The 17,783-nt window shown below is 39.2% G+C and carries 13 protein-coding genes and 2 tRNA genes; 4 read left to right on the top strand and 11 right to left on the bottom strand.

Annotated features, from left to right (window positions below; translation table 11 throughout):
* Window positions 1-162: 162 nt before the first annotated feature.
* The 5 genes from U1E44_RS12950 to U1E44_RS12930 all read right to left on the bottom strand — a co-directional run bounded on the left by U1E44_RS12950 (window position 163) and on the right by U1E44_RS12930 (window position 5,299).
* On the bottom strand, window positions 163-543 hold the full coding sequence (locus U1E44_RS12950; RefSeq protein WP_322931518.1) for a DUF6876 family protein: 381 nt from the start codon (window positions 541-543) through the stop codon (window positions 163-165).
* Window positions 544-1,328: 785 nt separating this feature from the next.
* Entirely contained in the window at window positions 1,329-2,555 is a 1,227-nt protein-coding gene (locus U1E44_RS12945; protein WP_322931517.1) for a site-specific integrase, read from the bottom strand.
* Between the two features lie 251 nt (window positions 2,556-2,806).
* Window positions 2,807-2,880: transfer RNA gene (locus U1E44_RS12940), tRNA-Pro, on the bottom strand.
* 155 nt (window positions 2,881-3,035) lie between these two features.
* A tRNA-Ser gene (locus U1E44_RS12935) sits at window positions 3,036-3,119 on the bottom strand.
* 110 nt (window positions 3,120-3,229) lie between these two features.
* Window positions 3,230-5,299, bottom strand: a complete 2,070-nt coding sequence (locus U1E44_RS12930) for an HD family phosphohydrolase (RefSeq protein WP_322931516.1) — start codon at window positions 5,297-5,299, stop codon at window positions 3,230-3,232.
* A 117-nt stretch (window positions 5,300-5,416) separates the two neighbouring features.
* Between U1E44_RS12930 and U1E44_RS12925 the strand changes: the two genes are divergently transcribed.
* Both U1E44_RS12925 and U1E44_RS12920 read left to right on the top strand, forming a co-directional pair.
* The gene (locus U1E44_RS12925; RefSeq protein ID WP_322931515.1) at window positions 5,417-6,592 is read left to right on the top strand and encodes an acetyl-CoA C-acyltransferase; all 1,176 of its coding nucleotides are present in this window, start codon (window positions 5,417-5,419) and stop codon (window positions 6,590-6,592) included.
* 7 nt (window positions 6,593-6,599) lie between these two features.
* Window positions 6,600-7,358 carry a C40 family peptidase gene (locus U1E44_RS12920; RefSeq protein ID WP_416242057.1) on the top strand — a complete coding sequence of 253 codons (759 nt, stop codon included), beginning with the start codon at window positions 6,600-6,602 and terminating at the stop codon, window positions 7,356-7,358.
* A gap of 55 nt (window positions 7,359-7,413) precedes the next feature.
* On the opposite strand, the gene U1E44_RS12915 is transcribed toward U1E44_RS12920, so the two are convergent.
* Both U1E44_RS12915 and gyrA read right to left on the bottom strand, forming a co-directional pair.
* Window positions 7,414-8,679 carry a tetratricopeptide repeat protein gene (locus U1E44_RS12915; RefSeq protein ID WP_322931513.1) on the bottom strand — a complete coding sequence of 422 codons (1,266 nt, stop codon included), beginning with the start codon at window positions 8,677-8,679 and terminating at the stop codon, window positions 7,414-7,416.
* Window positions 8,680-8,703: 24 nt separating this feature from the next.
* A complete protein-coding gene (gene gyrA, locus U1E44_RS12910; RefSeq protein WP_322931512.1) occupies window positions 8,704-11,238 on the bottom strand; it encodes a DNA gyrase subunit A in 2,535 nt (844 codons plus the stop codon).
* A gap of 258 nt (window positions 11,239-11,496) precedes the next feature.
* Between gyrA and U1E44_RS12905 the strand changes: the two genes are divergently transcribed.
* Together U1E44_RS12905 and U1E44_RS12900 are read left to right on the top strand one after the other, a co-directional pair.
* A complete protein-coding gene (locus tag U1E44_RS12905) occupies window positions 11,497-14,049 on the top strand; it encodes an ATP-dependent Clp protease ATP-binding subunit (RefSeq protein WP_322931511.1) in 2,553 nt (850 codons plus the stop codon).
* Between the two features lie 205 nt (window positions 14,050-14,254).
* Window positions 14,255-14,656, top strand: a complete 402-nt coding sequence (locus U1E44_RS12900; protein WP_322931510.1) for a hypothetical protein — start codon at window positions 14,255-14,257, stop codon at window positions 14,654-14,656.
* 65 nt (window positions 14,657-14,721) lie between these two features.
* Here U1E44_RS12900 and U1E44_RS12895 read toward each other — a convergent pair whose 3' ends face one another.
* The 4 genes from U1E44_RS12895 to U1E44_RS12880 form a co-directional block, all read right to left on the bottom strand.
* The gene (locus U1E44_RS12895) at window positions 14,722-15,144 is read right to left on the bottom strand and encodes a hypothetical protein (protein WP_322931509.1); all 423 of its coding nucleotides are present in this window, start codon (window positions 15,142-15,144) and stop codon (window positions 14,722-14,724) included.
* 95 nt (window positions 15,145-15,239) lie between these two features.
* The gene (locus U1E44_RS12890) at window positions 15,240-16,238 is read right to left on the bottom strand and encodes a pirin family protein (protein WP_322931508.1); all 999 of its coding nucleotides are present in this window, start codon (window positions 16,236-16,238) and stop codon (window positions 15,240-15,242) included.
* 60 nt (window positions 16,239-16,298) lie between these two features.
* Complete coding sequence (locus U1E44_RS12885; RefSeq protein ID WP_322931507.1) at window positions 16,299-16,754, bottom strand: VOC family protein; 456 nt, start codon at window positions 16,752-16,754, stop codon at window positions 16,299-16,301.
* 339 nt (window positions 16,755-17,093) lie between these two features.
* The gene (locus U1E44_RS12880; protein WP_322931506.1) at window positions 17,094-17,645 is read right to left on the bottom strand and encodes a hypothetical protein; all 552 of its coding nucleotides are present in this window, start codon (window positions 17,643-17,645) and stop codon (window positions 17,094-17,096) included.
* Window positions 17,646-17,783: the final 138 nt, after the last annotated feature.

Here is a 17,783-nt window from a genome sequence, read left to right as displayed (position 1 = left end):
CCACTAATGCATCAAAATTCAGGCAATTGGTTTTTGCATAGTTTCGAATAGCTTCTCCAAATTTGCGTTCCACGTCCTTGATAGATTGCTGCAGCAATCGCTTTTGGGTTTCCTCACTGAGATCAGAATAATTGAGCTGTATCATAAGACCTGTTTTAAGGGTTAATATTCACTTGGAAGTAATAAGGTGTCATCCACAAAATAGAGTCGTAATTGGTCTAGTGGAAAATCGGTAGCGGAATATCTTTGTTCAAAAAGAATATTCCCATTCCCGTCGCTGTAGGTTACTATCGCTTCACATTCGTTTCGAATAGCTTCATCTCCCAAAAAGCGTTGTACATCAATGGTTATAAAATAAGAATGGTCTTGCAGACTTTTTGCCACTATGGAGGCATCGGTAAGCAGCCAATTGCATTTTGCACGTGCTGCCAAATACTGTATTCCCTCCGTATACTTGGTTTTACAGTGAGGGTGACTGTAAATAACCTGTGACCCACGAAATTGGTTCAGTCCGGCTTTGATTTCATTTGCTAGTGTTTCCATATGATTATGATTTAAAGGGTTTATAATAGTGCTATATGTTGCTAGATTCATCCCATTAAAAAGTGATTTACTTATGCTATCCGTAGCGATTTCCCTGCCTGCGGCAGGCAGGCCTTTTTGATTTTTTTTGTTGTCTCGCTTCCTTTTTAATGTGTATGATTGATTTCATACGATTCAATTTCGATGTACTTCCGCTAGTGCCTTCGCTGATACCCTTTTTTTGATGCGTATGGTGGGTACAATATCCAGGCTTGGTAAGACGTATAAATAAGAGACCGCCAAAGCGGGCCTGGTTTATGCCGTCGGGCAAGAAGGGATATTGTTATTTTGCTATCAAAAAAAAGGTAGCGCAGTGAAGAGATAAGGAATCGAAATTTCGAAGGTTGGGAAGTCGATGAACATGGGAAGCGGGACGACTGGCAAGAAGTTGGATTTGCCGGTACATCATTGGGTTCATTAGCTCTCAGATGCTTTGAAGATAGCCATGCCCATCCAAAAAACTCCGGTTTCGATAGGTACCGGAGGAACCTTTGACTGGTCGGCGGGATAGGTTTTTGAGAAAAATTCAAAACTTATATCACTTTAGTTGAAGAGCGGGAACCAACGGACTTAATGCCCTATTTTGCCATTGGAATGCAGTGTTCCGCCCCGGTTTTCGGGGCGGGCAGCGAAATGGAACGAAAAAATAGGGCATTGTGTCCAAGACCTGTAATGTAGCTCATTGCCCGAAATGAAGCTTTGCAAAAATGAATGGAAATGTGCTGGAATGGGTAGTGGACTAAAACCTACATCGCATTAAATCGCATTCTAAGTCGTTGCATATCATCACTTACTTTTCGCTCTATGACCTTGGCATAAATTTGGGTGGTGGCTATTTTAGAGTGTCCCAACAATTTAGAGACCGTTTCAATGGGCATGCCATTGCTTAGGGTTACCGTGGTGGCAAAAGTATGCCTAGCCATATGAAAGGTCAGGTTCTTCTTAATCCCACATACATCTGCAATCTCCTTTAAATAGGTATTTAGTTTTTGGTTGGATATTTTGGGAAATAAGGTACCATGGATAGCGCTTCGCTTGTTCCCCTTATATTTTTCAAGGATTTCCAAGGCTTTTGGCAAAAGGGGAACCCGTATGGGTTTGGAAGTCTTCTCCCTCCGGTAAGAAACCCATAGTTCCCCATCAATGCCTTGTCCTAAATTGTCTTGGGTAAGTTGTACTACATCGATATAGCTCAAACCTGTATAACAACTGAACACAAATAGGTCTTTAACCAGTTCCAGCCTTGGAATATTAAAATCGCGGGACTCTATTTGTTGGAGTTCGTTTAAGCTTAAAAATTCCCTATCGTTTTTTATGTATTTAGCTGAAAAGTTGATAAAAGGGTCTTGGGCAATCCACCCCAATTTGCAGGAAAGGTGCACCAATTTTCTCAACCGTTCTATATGCTTCATCACCGTGTTGTTTCCCATAGGTTTTTGAGGGGAAACGGGTTGATGTGCTCTTAGGAAATTTTCGAATTTCAGGATAAAGTCATAGTCCAGTTCTTGCAAGTAGATATCCGTTCTTCTGTACTGTTTCAAAAGAAAACCGGAAATATACTTCTGGGTCGTAAAGTAGTTCTTTTGGGTGCCCCATTTTAATTTACCGGCCATATCTTCAGTATGGTAGTTGATGATATCGCTCAAGGTTTTGGCATCCTCTGCATTTCCCAAATACTTCCTTTTTATGCTTTGTGCCGTAATCACCTTATGGGTAAGCTTTAAACTTTGGTAGCAGCTAAAAAGTGAGCTGTACACCTCGTCCAGATAACTGTTTATTAAACGCGCCTGTTGGTTGGTTCCTCGCATCCGGTTCTTATGGATGTCCCAATCTGCAACGGCTACCCTTTGTTTTAAACCTATGGTTGCCCGTTTGCCATTTACCGTGATTCTTGCATAAAGCAAGGTCTGTCCGTCTTTCACTCTGGAAAAGTTGGCCCAGAAATGAATACTGAAAGTTGGAGTTGTTTTCATGATTTCGTCTTTTTTGTTAACACTCGGTTTTTGTCAGACGAAAGTCAAATCACTTTAAATATACATTTAATTTTCCGGTCACCTCAGAAATTTTAACAAATAGGATAACACATCTGTTAAAATGGTTTTGTTATCCTATTTGTTGACCTATTATTTAGGATTATTTGGTTTTGTTTAATTTCCTAAAAAACAGAAATCCCTGAAAATCATACGATTAACAGGGATTTGGTTCTAATTGATATCCTAAAAAGTCGGGGTGGCAGGATTCGAACCTGCGGCCTCCTGGTCCCAAACCAGGCGCGATACCGGGCTACGCTACACCCCGAAAAAAACAATATGACGTAGTGTAGTTTATCCCGAGCTTGTCGAGGGACTACACCCCGAAAAAATAAAACTTGTCAATTGCGTATATCCATTTAGTTTTTTTAAAACGCACAACGGTTACGATAAAAATAGACAAGTGTTATATACGCTTAAAAGCGGAGAGACAGGGATTCGAACCCTGGCGACGGTTACCCGTCGACAGATTAGCAATCTGCTCCGTTACCACTCCGGCACCTCTCCGTAATTGTAATTCTAACTATCAAAAAACGCGGTTGCAAATGTACTTTTTCATCTTGTAGCATACAACTATTTTTACTCCTTTTTTTAAACTATATGCGACTTGATTATTCTTACTCCGGATACTCCACCCTTAAATGGTAAATATTGGTCAATTTTTGTTTCAATATCTTTTTGATAAGTTCAATATCCTTAAACGTAATATCTGCATTTAAAAATTGACCCGATTGCATTTGTATGCCAATAATTTTTTCTACAAAGTCGTCAATGATTAAAAATGTGGGATTCTTTAGACTTTTAGAAGCCGCTTCTACAGCATCCGCCATCATAAGGATGGCCGTTTCTCTAGAAAAGGGAATAGGTCCTGGATACCTAAAATCTACCTCTTGGGTGTCTACATCGTTTTCTTCTAGGTCTTTAGCTTTCTGCTTTTTATAAAAGTAGTAGACTAACGAAGTGCCGTGATGTGTTCTTATAAAATCGATAATTCGATCTGGCAAGTTACTTTTACGGGCAATTTCTATACCCTGAATTACGTGATTTATAATTATTTTGGCACTGTCTATAGGCTGAAGTTCATCGTGCGGATTTACGTTGGTAATTTGGTTTTCTGTAAAATAAGCAGGGTTGTTCATTTTACCGATGTCGTGATACAGTGCTCCAACGCGCACCAACATGGCATTAGCACCAACTTCGTTTGCTGCAGCCTCAGCTAAATTGGCCACTTGTAACGAATGATGAAAAGTACCCGGAGCCTTGTTCGCTAATTCTTTTAATAATTTTGAATTGGTATCTGATAATTCTAGAAGGGATACATCAGACACCAAACCAAACATTTTTTCATACATATAAATTAAAGGCTGTACAAAAAGGGTAATCATGCCATTTAATAGGAAATAGCCAAACGTCCACCATTCTATACTATCGAGACTACCTTCGTGAATCATATGAAAAGCAAAATAACCTACCATATAAATAGAAGTAATTTGCGCTACCGAAATAAAGAGGTTGGCTCTTTTATACAATTCAGATACAGAAAGTATGGTAACGATGCCCGCAATTATTTGTAAAAAAATGTATTCGAAACTATTAGGAACAATAAAACCCAGAATGAGAACGGTAAGCACATGTACATATAAGCCCAAGCGGGCATCAAAAAAGGTTTTAAGTATAAGGGGTAAAATGCACAACGGGACAACAAACACATAAATCTCGTTATACTTTAGTACCAAAGTGGTCAAAAATACCATCAATACGATATTGAAAATGATAAAGGTTACTTTGGTGTTATTTTGGTAAATTTCTTGGCGGTATCGGTTCAGAAAAAAGAATAACATCATAAGAACCATGGCCACTAAAACAACATAACCGAAAAGAATAAAAAAATGGTTATTTGCCGTCCACACATCAGATTGGTACTCGCTTTTTAACGAACTTAAAATTTTATAGTTTTCATTTTCAACAACTTCGCCTTTTGCAATGATTAATTTGCCTTGTGCTATATTACCTCGGGTATAAGATAGGCTTTGGAGCGTACTCTGCAACTCCTTTTGCGTAAGGGTTGCATCAAAAAACACATTAGGGGTAATTAGTTCTAAAAACAATTGGTTAAAGACATTTCTATACGGTACTAAACCGGCCTTTTCCAATAGGGATATCACAAGAGAATTTACCGTTGAAGGTTCCGGAATTTCATTTAGATTGATTCGTTTCGCTTCGTTATTTCGTACCAAATAAACACTGCCTAAACGGTTCATTTCTTTGTCATTATCTTTTTGTCGAATGCCGTTTTTGTAAAGCGAGTCTACTATTTCTCGTCCGATGTTTTCTAAGATGTGTCGCTCTTTGTTGTCTATCTCTAACTGGTTAAATGCTTTTGGTGCAAGCTGTTGATACCTTTGTAACACGCTCTTTGCGATAGAATCATCATAAGTATAATATGGAATTTGTTGGTCTTTAATAAGCCGTTGCTCTTCTTCTATTTCTTCTTTTGTTTTTTGAAGGGAAAAATCGAAAGGAGCATATAAACTTTCGTATTGCCAAGGTTTTCCTTTTTGAAACTCATACTTAAACTTTCCGCCTTTTGGGAAAAAAAATACAACAAAGAGAATGGCTCCAAAGTACAAGAAATACTTATAGATTACCGATTGGTTCTTATAAACAGTATCGAGAATTTTTCTCATGTTTTAGGTTGTATCATTCAAAAATAGAAAATTATAAGTTGCCTTGCTGCTTTTGTGTGGATAACCATATTCATTGGTGAATAATTTAGTAATTTCGTAGCTATAAAGAGGATAATTATGAACGAAGTAGTAATTGTTGCTGTGGCTAGAACGCCCATTGGAAGTTTTATGGGGGCATTGTCTGGCATACCTGCGCCAAAGCTGGGTGCCATAGCTATTAAAGGAGCGCTAGCCAAAATAAAATTAGACCCTAATGCTGTAGACGAAGTATTTATGGGGCACGTGGTGCAAGCCAATGCGGGGCAAGCACCGGGGCGTCAGGCCGCCATTTATGCCGGTATACCAAATACGGTACCTTGTACTACTGTAAATAAGGTCTGTGCTTCGGGCATGAAAGCCATTATGCTTGGTGCCCAGACTATTGCCTTGGGAGATGCGTCCGTTGTGGTTGCGGGAGGTATGGAAAATATGAGTTTAATTCCGCATTACTTGCCTATGCGTAATGGTGTTAAATTTGGATCGAGTACGCTGATAGATGGCATGCAAAAGGATGGACTGGTAGATGCCTATGATGAAAATGTAATGGGGTTATGTGCCGATGCCTGTGCCGAAAAATATCATTTTTCTCGCGAAGAACAGGATGCCTATGCTATTCAATCCTATGAGCGTTCTGCTGCGGCATGGGCTTCGGGAAAATTCGCTGACGAAGTGGTACCCGTTCAAGTTCCTCAAAGAAAAGGAGAACCCCTTGAAGTTCGTCAGGATGAGGAATTTAAAAAAGTAGATTTGTCAAAAATCCCAACGCTTAGACCGGCTTTCTCCAAAGACGGTACCGTTACAGCCGCCAATGCATCTACTATAAACGATGGTGCTGCAGCCGTTATATTAATGAGTAGTGATAAGGCCAAAGCACTAGGCATAAAACCCTTAGCTACAATTAAAAGTTTTGCGGATGCCGCTCATGAGCCCGAATGGTTTACTACGGCACCGTCCAAGGCATTGCCAAAAGCACTTGCTAAAGCGGGTCTCGAATTAGATGATATTGATTTTTTTGAGTTTAATGAAGCTTTTGCAGTGGTTGGCTTGGCCAATATGAAACTTTTAGGATTAAACGATACCAATGTAAATGTGAACGGTGGGGCTGTTTCGTTGGGCCATCCGTTAGGATGCTCAGGAGCCCGCATCGTTATAACGCTCCTTAGCGTGTTAGCGCAAAACAATGCACGATTCGGTGCCGCAGCAATTTGTAATGGAGGCGGAGGCGCTTCTGCGCTTATACTGGAAAGAAAATAACGCCCGTATGTCTTTAAGTTTTGGGGCTTGTATTTTAAGTTGTGTTCCGGTTAGAAGTGCAGCAGACCATTTCAGTGAAATGCGTACTCAGTTGTTATACGGGGATCATTTTACGATTTTGGAACAACGAAAAAAATGGAGTAAAATAAGAATTGCGTTCGATCGTTGTGAAGGTTGGATTTTGAACAATCAATTGATAACGACAACAGCGGATGAGTTTAAAAATTTTGAAGCCATTGCAAATCCTAAATTCGTTTCCGAACTGCTTGCTTTTGCAGAGACCGAGCAGAAAGTTTTAATTCCTTTGATGATTGGGTCGTGTTTGGATAAAGTCACTTTTTTTTCACATCAGTATCACGGAAGTTTTTTAGCTGAAAAAGCTAGGAAATCAGATCTTATTAAAACAGCGATGTGTTATATAAATGCACCGTTTATGTGGGGTGGAAAAACACCTTTCGGCATAGATTGCTCCGGATTTACGCAAATGGTTTATAAGATTAACGGATATCCTTTATTGCGTGATGTAGGCCAACAGGCAACCCAAGGCGAGGTGTTGAGTTTTATAGAGGAAAGTGAGGCTGGGGACTTAGCATTTTTTGATAATGCTGACGGTAACATTCATCATGTCGGTATTTTAATGGATAATCATTACATCATTCACGTACATGGTAAAGTCCGCATAGATCGTATAGATCATACCGGGATTTTTAATGTAGAAACGAAAAGATATACCCACAAACTGCGGGTTATTAAAAAAATACTCTAAAAAAAAATCAGCTCTTTTATAGAGCTGATTTTTTTTAGAATCCTTAGGGTACTCCTTATTCTCCCAATAGTTTTTTAACCCTCATAAAATTATCATTGTCGCCCATAGCGCCATAGATATTTTTCAATTGTGTTAAAATTCCTTGATTTTCAGGATTTCCCTTTAATGCCTCTTCTAAAATATTTGCACCTTCTAAAAACAAGGCATCTTTCTTTTCTTTTAATTCATCATATCTGGCAATATCCGCTCTAGAGTTGCCAAGCGAATTCATTTCATCAATAAGTCCATTTCCCTCATTTACATAGGTCGTAGACAAATTTAGCTGTGCATTGGTGTAGTTGGGGTTTATTTCTAAAGCTTTTTTATAGGATGCTCTAGCCTCTTCAATATTGTTCTGCTCCATATTAATGACACCAATGTTGTAATGTAAGTCCGGATTATCTGGTTCTACTTCAGTAGCTTCAGCCATTAGGGCTTTAAATTGCTCTTTGTCGCCCAATTTAAAATAAAGATTGGCTTCGCTTAAAATAAGGTTTACATCTTTAGGGTCATTGGCTCTGGCTTCTTTAAAAGCGCCCATAGCTTTATCGTCTTGTCCAAGTTGGGAATAAATTAAGGCTATATTCTTTACAATTTCAGCCTTTTTAGAAGGGGCTTTTTCGTCGATGGGGTCTTTGTACGTTCCAGATTTCACCATTAAATCTCGTTGCGTCTTATTCATTTCTTCGGTTTCACCGGTTTCTACATTCGTGGCCTTATACACCACAGAGCTTCCATCGTAACCCAAAGCCTTGAGTTCGTTGTAATATTTTAAGGCATCTTCGTAGAGCCCACCCGTTACTGCGCTACCGGCTGCAAAATACAAGTAGGTGGTGTCTTTTGGACTTAATTTATAGCTGGTATACAATTTATCGGCCGCTTCTTTGTATTTTTTGGCAGAATTATCGGCCACGGCAGCGTTTACCAAATCAACAGCAATCGAACTTAGGTATTGATTTGACTCTGAAGTGTATTTTTGTTTTCCTTCTTTCTCCTCAATATCGACTACCTTGTTGAAGGCGGTAATCGCAGCATTAAAGGAAGCATCGTCATTATCCTTTTTAGCTAAATCGGCATATGCTTTACCTTTTACAAAATAGTATTGTGCTTGTACCTTTGCATCAGCACTGGCTACCGCTGATGAAGCGCTTTCTAAGGCAGTTGTTGCCGCTTTAGCGTCGCCAGATTTCAGCGCTTTTTCCGCTGTTTTGATCTCATCCTTCTGAGAAAACCCGGCTATCGTGAAGGACATAGCCGCCATTATTAAAATCTTTGTTTTCATTTTTAAATTTAATTTAGTGTTTATCTATTCATCTTTTAATTCGGAACTATTTTCATCAAGAGCCGTGCCATCCTCTTCTTTAACCTCTATATCTAATAGGTCAGCGGTCTCTACGGCAATCTCATCTTTCATTACTTTTGCCACTGCGGCAATGGAGTCGTTTTCTCTAATGTTGATAAGACGCACTCCTTGAGTGGCTCTTCCCATAACTCTAAGATCGTCTACACTCATGCGTATGGCAATACCTGATTTATTGATTATCATTAGGTCGTCTGCGTCAGAAACATTCTTTATGGCCACGAGACCGCCTGTTTTTTCCGTTATTGATATCGTTTTTACGCCTTTGCCGCCTCGGTTCGTTATTCTGTAATCCTCAATACTGGAACGTTTTCCATAGCCATTTTCTGAGACTACAAGAATTTCTTCTTCAAAATTATGTACCGATACCATGCCTATTACTTCATCCTCCTCGTCCGCTAAGGTTACCCCGCGTACCCCTGAGGCATTTCTGCCCATAGGACGGGTTTTGCTTTCTTCAAAACGAATGGCTTTGCCCGATTTTAACCCTAAAAATATTTGGCTGGCACCCGTGGTTAATTTGGCTTCTAACAACTCATCGTCTTCTCGGATGCTTATGGCATTAATGCCATTTTGTCGGGGTCTAGAGTATTGTTCTAAGGAGGTCTTTTTTACGATTCCTTTTTTGGTAGCCATAATCACATAATGATTATTTACATAATCTTCGTCTTTTAGGTCTTGGGTACAGATAAAGGCTTTTACCTTATCTTCATTGTCTATATTGATAAGATTTTGAATGGCCCTACCTTTTGATGTTCGGGTACCTTCGGGGATTTCATACACCCGCATCCAAAAGCATTTTCCTTTTTGGGTAAAAAACAGCATGTATTGATGGTTGGTTCCCACAAATAAATGTTCCAGAAAATCTTCACTTCTGGTAGACGATGCTTTCTGCCCAACGCCTCCTCTGTTTTGAGTTTTGTAATCTGTTAGCGGGGTTCGTTTAATGTAACCCGCATGAGAAATGGTAATCACTACCTGCTCGTCGGGAATCATATCTTCCATGCTTAAATCACCGCCTGCAAAATTGATTTCGGAACGGCGTCTATCGCCATATTTATCCTTAACCTCAAGAAGTTCATCTTTTATAATTTGCATACGGCGTTCTTTCCGTGCCAAAATATCTTTTAGGTCTGCGATAGTTTTAATGATTTCATCAAATTCGGCACGTAATTTATCTTGCTCCAGACCGGTTAGTTGTCTTAAGCGCATTTCTACAATTGCTCTGGACTGAATTTCGGTAAGTGCAAAACGCTCCATTAAACGTTCTCGTGCTGCATCGGCATTAGCAGACGCTCGTATAATGGCAATTACTTCATCAATATTATCAGACGCTATAATGAGACCTTCAAGAATGTGTGCTCTATCTTCGGCTTTTTTAAGTTCAAAAGTGGTTCGGCGCACCACCACGTCGTGCCGATGTGTTACAAAATGATGTATAAGTTCCTTTACATTTAACAATTGCGGCCTTCCATTAACTAAGGCAATATTGTTCACACTAAATGACGATTGAAGGGCGGTATATTTGTAAAGCATGTTCAGCACAATGTTTGGTACTGCATCTTTCTTTAAAATATATACCACACGCATCCCTGTACGATCCGATTCATCCCGTATATTGGCAATTCCATCAATTTTTTTCTCATTGATGATATCTACGGTTTTTTTAATCATTTCCGCTTTATTCACCTGGTACGGAATTTCCGTGACCACGATGCACTCTCTGCCTTGTATTTCTTCAAAATTGGCTTTGGCACGCATCACTACACGACCTCTCCCGGTATGAAAGGCTTCTTTTACCCCATCATACCCGTAAATAATGCCCCCTGTGGGGAAATCAGGCGCCTTAATATGCGTAATAAGTTCGTCTATTTCAATATCATTATTATCAATATACGCTATGGTGCCGTCTACCACTTCAGAAAGGTTATGTGGTGGCATATTTGTAGCCATACCTACGGCAATTCCCGAAGCACCATTAATCAACAAATTCGGAATCCTTGTAGGCAATACAGTGGGTTCTTGCAGGGAGTCATCAAAATTTAATTGATAATCAACGGTTTCCTTTTCAATATCCGCCAACATGTCATCTGCAATCTTTCGCATGCGCGCTTCGGTGTATCGCATGGCTGCGGGACTGTCGCCATCTACAGAACCAAAGTTTCCTTGCCCATCAACCAACATATAGCGCAAACTCCATTCTTGTGCCATACGCACCATAGAGTCGTAAACGGAGGTGTCTCCATGCGGGTGATATTTACCCAAAACTTCGCCCACAATACGTGCCGATTTTTTATGCGCACTGTTCGATCGAACGCCCAGTTCATGCATCCCATATAATACCCGTCGGTGCACCGGTTTTAGTCCATCTCTGACATCCGGTAACGCACGTGACACTATGACCGACATTGAGTAGTCAATGTAGGCCGATTTCATTTCATCTTCTATGTTAATCGGAATTAATTTTTCTCCTTCTGCCATTATAAAATTCGGTCTTATTTTTTAATTAAAAAAGCATGCCAATATACGCAAAATGGATGTTTTACGAACAATTAGATCATAGTTTGTTAAACAATTTATTAACAGTCGCAATCCGTACAACTGCCCACCAATATGGTGTTAATTATTTTGTAATAAGGGTTTTTTTTCGTCATTTCGTCCGACTTTATCGAATATAGGTACGGTAATTGAATTAATTTCGGTTAGATTTACTATTTTTAATGTCGAAAGTCAATTTTTATGGATGATAATTTTTCACCTAGAGTAAAAGATGTTATTGCCTACAGTAAGGAGGAAGCATTGCGCTTAGGTCATGATTTTATAGGAACCGAGCATCTCATGTTGGGTTTGTTAAGGGATGGTAATGGCAAAGCGATTAGTATATTGGATGCGTTGGATGTGGATTTGGATCATCTCAGACGTAAAGTGGAGATTCTTAGTCCGGCCAATCCCAATTCGGGTTTAATGCAAAAAGACAAGAAAAACCTTCATCTTACGCGGCAAGCCGAGCGTGCGCTAAAAACCACCTTTTTAGAAGCAAAACTTTTTCAAAGTTCGTCTATTAATACCGCACATTTACTACTTTGTATTTTACGCAATGAAAACGATCCTACAACAAAATTACTACATAAACTTAAGGTAGACTATGATAACGTGAAGGAGCAATTTAAATCCATGATTACGAGTGATGATGATTACACCGATACACCATCGGCAGAATCATTTCCCAATGACCCGGAAGATCCTTCTGATGAAAAAGATGGCGCTTTCGGAACTTCTTCGGCCCAAAAAGGCAATAAGAAATCAAAAACTCCGGTGCTGGATAACTTTGGTCGCGACCTTACTCGAATGGCAGAGGAAAACCGATTAGACCCGGTTGTAGGACGGGAGAAGGAAATAGAAAGGGTATCGCAAATACTAAGCAGAAGAAAAAAGAACAATCCACTCCTTATTGGTGAACCTGGCGTAGGTAAAAGTGCTATCGCCGAAGGTTTGGCACTTCGTATTATCAACAAAAAAGTATCCAGAATCTTATACAATAAACGTGTAGTTACTTTAGATTTGGCTTCTTTAGTTGCAGGCACCAAATACCGTGGGCAGTTTGAAGAACGCATGAAAGCCGTTATGAACGAACTGGAAAAGAATGACGATGTCATTTTGTTTATTGATGAAATTCATACCATAGTGGGGGCAGGTGGAGCCACGGGCAGTTTGGATGCCTCCAATATGTTTAAACCCGCATTAGCCAGAGGTGAAATTCAATGTATTGGTGCTACCACCTTAGATGAATACCGACAATATATTGAAAAAGACGGGGCTTTAGAACGCCGTTTTCAGAAGGTAATTGTAGAGCCAACTACCGTAGAAGAAACTATAGAGATTCTTAAAAATATAAAAGGAAAATACGAAGATCACCATAACGTAATTTATACCGACGAAGCCATTTTGGCCTGTGTAAAACTTACCAATAGGTATATGACAGATCGGTTTTTACCGGACAAAGCGATAGATGCCTTAGATGAATCCGGATCCAGAGTACATATTGTAAACATGGATGTACCTAAACAGATTTTGGAATTGGAAAAGCAGTTGGAAGAGGTACGAGAACTAAAAAATAGTGTGGTAAAAAAACAACGTTACGAAGAAGCTGCAAGGCTTCGTGACGATGAAAAGCGGCTAGAAAAGGATCTTGCTATAGCCCAAGAAAAGTGGGAAGAAGACAGCAGATTGCATCGCGAAACCGTTACAGAAGATAATGTGGCCGATGTTGTTTCTATGATGAGTGGTATTCCGGTAAACAGAATTGCACAAACAGAAAGCAATAAACTTGCGGAGCTTCCTAAATTGATTAAAGGGAATGTCATCGGTCAGGATGAAGCCGTAGCCAAAGTAGCTAAAGCCATTCAGCGAAATAGGGCGGGACTGAAAGATCCGGATAAACCCATAGGCTCTTTTATATTTTTAGGACAAACAGGTGTAGGGAAAACCCAGCTAGCCAAAGTTTTAGCTAAGGAATTGTTTGATTCGGAAGATGCGCTGATTCGAATTGACATGAGCGAATACATGGAAAAATTTGCCATTTCGCGCTTGGTAGGAGCACCTCCGGGATATGTAGGATACGAAGAGGGCGGACAGTTAACTGAAAAAGTACGTCGCAAACCGTATTCCGTGGTGCTTTTAGACGAGGTAGAAAAAGCACATCCCGATGTGTTCAACATGTTATTGCAAGTATTGGATGACGGCTATCTTACCGATAGTTTAGGCAGGAAAATAGATTTTAGGAATACCATTATCATTATGACCTCTAATATTGGAGCCCGGCAGATTAAAGATTTTGGCCAAGGTGTGGGTTTTGGTACTGCTGCTGTGAAATCCCAAGCCGATACGCATCAAAAATCCGTCATCGAAAACGCACTTAAAAAGGCATTTGCCCCGGAATTTTTGAACCGAATTGACGACGTAGTCGTTTTTAATCCATTAGAGCGCGAAGATCTGCACAAAATTATAGATATTGAACTTAAAAAACTTTTTTTACGTATTAAAGATATTGGGTATGACCTTAATTTAACTGAAAAAGCGAAGGACTATATCGCAGAAAAAGGTTTTGATAAGCAGTACGGCGCCAGACCCTTAAAGCGTGCCATACAAAAGTATATTGAAGATTCTTTGGCTGAGGAAATCGTAAATGCAAAATTAGCTGAAGGCGACAGTATTTATATGGATTTAGATGAGCAAAAAGACGAACTTACCATTGAAATAAGAAAACCAGAAAAGTCGTCTAAAACAGAATAAGGATATCGTACTGTAAGAAATTTAAGTATGAGGAGTCGTGTAAATCGGCTCCTTTTTTTTATGCCTATTTGTGGGTATGTAGGAATATCATACAGTAGCATAGGACGCCTTCACCATTTAAACGATATATTGGCCATTAGTCTAATTTTTTTTAGGAATGTTTGGCTTCCAACTACTTTCGTTTCAGAGCTATAAACTATATAAAATGAATTTGGGGCAAACACGAAAAACGGTTATCGTTAGAGAATATCACTTGGATATTGGTAAAGTACAGGTTTTTGATGATTATTTAGTAACTATTTTTGATGAAGGAACTACGCTGACTCTTGAGCGAGCCTATCAAATTATGGGTATTTCGGAAATACATTTTAGAAATCGGAATTTTGGTTTTCTGAGTTATCGAAAAAATTCTTACGCCATAGACCCCATGATTTATAATTATTTTAAAGAAATGGAGAATCTTAAAGCATTGGCTATTGTGTCTATGAAAGAAATGGACATGCACAATTTTAAGATCGAGAAGTTATTTTATAAGAAACCCATGAAGTTCTTTATATCCTATGACAATGCGTTGACATGGATAAAAAGGCGTGTACGGCTAAAATAAAAGTAAAAATTATTGTTACGGCTTAGTTTTTAACTACATCGTTTGCAACCTATCTTGGGTATCAATTAGTACAGGATATTGCTACCTGCAAGTAAGGTTCCCAGAAAAATTAGAGTCCAAAGCAGGGTACGCATCCAATTCAGAGTTACTAATTTTTGAAGGAGTTCTGGGGAGGTGAAACCTCCCGTTATTTTTTGATGTATGGGTACAAAAATTCGGAAAGTCAGAAACCAAACTCCAAGGATCAATAATAGATTTGCTAAGGTGTACATAGACGGACTTCTAAAAACATGGATAACCCCTAACGTGAGTTGCCCAAGCATCAACGGCACAACAACATACGATATTTGCTTAGTGTAAATTGTATGCCACTTGTTCAGATTTTTAGGATCGTAATACCCAAAACTTGGATAGACAATTAGTTGTACCATCCAAATGAGAATTACAAGGCCAAAATCTAATAAAAGACGTAAAGTAAAAATATTCATGTACTCGATAATCGAGATTTAAATGCGTGTTCGCTTTCGTAGAAACGTAATGAACATGTTCCTTTTAAAGCTTTGAAAGCGCGCTTAGAGGTCGTTTACTTTTCTATCACTGTGCCGTCCGGATATTTGGCAAACCTTCCTTTTTCGCGTGCGTGCACATTGTCCGGATAGCGCCAAGGCCATCCCCCAAACTGTGTCGCCCTAAAATTTTGCATCACCTGTTGTATTTCATCTTGTGTATTCATTACAAACGGCCCGTAGGTTGCTACAGGTTCTTGTATGGGTTTTCCCTGTAATATTAAGATATGGGCGTCTTCACTACCACTTTGCAATAGGGTATCTATGGACGCAACTAAAGAAACGCCGTGCGTTGCACTTATTTTTTGCCCCTCAATCTCTAGCGTATCTCCCGCATAAAAATAGAGGTTTCTGTTGATGTCATCGGTGGCTTTTGGCAAGGTTAAGGTCTTGTTTTTTTTAAGGGTAATGTTCCAAATAGCTACTTCATTTTCTACATCGGCAGCCCAGGAGTCCGGAGCCGGAGGTAAAGCGTTGGTGCCTTTAAAAGTACCGGCGACAATCTTTATAATGGCTTCATCCGTGTGTAAGACCGGGATATCTTCGTGCCACAACATAGAAAAATGCGGGTCGGCATATTTTTTAGATTTGGGTAGATTAAGCCATAGTTGAAATAACTCTAATGTATTTTCCTTATCCCGATGCAGTAAAGGAAACATTTCGGAATGTTGCACACCACTTCCGGCAGTCATCCATTGCACATCGCCTTCACCAAACCGGCCTGCGGCACCCAACGAATCCGAGTGGTCGCAAAATCCTTTGTTTACAATGGTTACGGTTTCAAAACCGCAATGCGGATGGGCCGGAAATCCGGGAACGGTATGGCCATGATACATGCGCCATCCGTCTTTTATCGTAAAATCATTGCCAATGTTTCGACCCTCTAAAGATGAATCCGGCCCCAAATCATCATTGCCTTTTGGAAAAAAATCATGATGATGCACACAAAATAAAAAGGGATCTTCGGTCTTCCACGGAAACCCTAAAGGATAGATATGTTTTATACTTGTAGCCATATGGTTGTATTTTGAAAATTTAAGTTTGCGCTATGCTCCTTCTATCTTTTTGATGCGGCATTAGTGCGCAGCATCATTTATTTCAATCCAATACCCTTCGGGATCCTGAATATAGATTTGTTGTACACCGTCGGCTCGCAAGGTCACGGCATTCGGTTTTCCGGGCCAATCTTCAAACGGAATTTGATGATACTTTAGATTTTCTATAAACGCATCCAACTTTTGAGTAGATAGGCAGAGGTGCATGGATTTGTGCTTTTTCATCACCACGGTATCTTTATAAATTAAATGTAATTGAGAATTTCCCTGTACATTAAACCAACGAAATCCCGGTGAATTAGTAGGGTGCGGTATTTCTTGCAGCCCCATCACCTTAGCGTAAAAATCGCCTGTTTTCTCTAACTGATTCACAATTATAGCCGAATGGTCTATCACAAAATCAAACGATTGCGCACTCAAAAAAGTAAAGTGCGCCATGCAAAGTAATCCTACTATTTTTTTTAGTTTGGAATTCATTAGGTACTAATTATGTTCGTAAATATGGAGTGCTAATATACGCAATACGCCGTTAATTTTAGATGTTGCGAGTCGATAATAGGGTAGTGCAGCTTACAAAAATGAGGAGGCTGTAAAAAAGAATGACATGAACGTCTAGGATGAAAAATGAATACCGCGGCTTTAGGGACTTCCTTGTACAGATTGGTGAAGCAGCTGTGAATAGCTTTTTTCCTGTAAAATAATGTATGTGGGTTGAATTTGTATATTATTAAGATCGGTACTGTTTCTTTCGCTGCTGCAAATAAGCCACACGACAGGATTCGTTCGGTAGCCAGGGAATCCGCACTAGGCCGGGTCTTAGTTTTTTGGATTTAGCCATTCATTCATATTTCTATCGTAATTTGCCTTTAATTTAGAGTACTTCATTATTTTTTTCAATGAGTTTTCAATTAAGGCTAAAACCAAAATAGCTAACAGGTTTAATTTTATAAATGCGCTATCCGAATTGGTCAAAATATCAATTTGAAATTTACTTGCGATAAGAGCGAAACTAAAATTTATTGAACTAGTAGCGAAGTTAAATCCTAATAAAAAATATCCACCTGAAGTCATTATATACGTAAAGCCGCCAATTGAAAATGCAGGAATTTGCAGATATTGTAGAACTAGAGAATGTAAAACTCCATTCTCTAGTTTTTTGAAAAGTATGATTCCAGCATAAATGGAGTAGAAATAAAATCCGACAGCTATAAGTAGAATTAATAGGACAAGGGTATTTGTTTCGGATTCTTGAAGCATGAGCCATATAATAAGTCCAATCCCTGTTATGCCACCAACGATTTCAAGAATTCCAATACCTTTTAGGAACGTTCTATTCGTTTTTATTTCTTGCTGAATTTCCTTAATCATAAAACAGATACGATTATTTGATATTGGTTCGTCTCAATTTTCTGTGCCCATTGAAGTATACCTACATTCTGCTCTTTAAAAAATAATCGTAACTAAATAATAAGTAAAAGAACTTTATATAAATATGGCAATTTCAAT

The sequence above is a fragment of the Aurantibrevibacter litoralis genome, assembly GCF_034651555.1.
GTDB lineage: Bacteria > Bacteroidota > Bacteroidia > Flavobacteriales > Flavobacteriaceae > Aurantibrevibacter > Aurantibrevibacter litoralis.
Note: the sequence above shows the minus strand (reverse complement) of the source record. Positions and strands in the feature narration are given on the sequence as shown.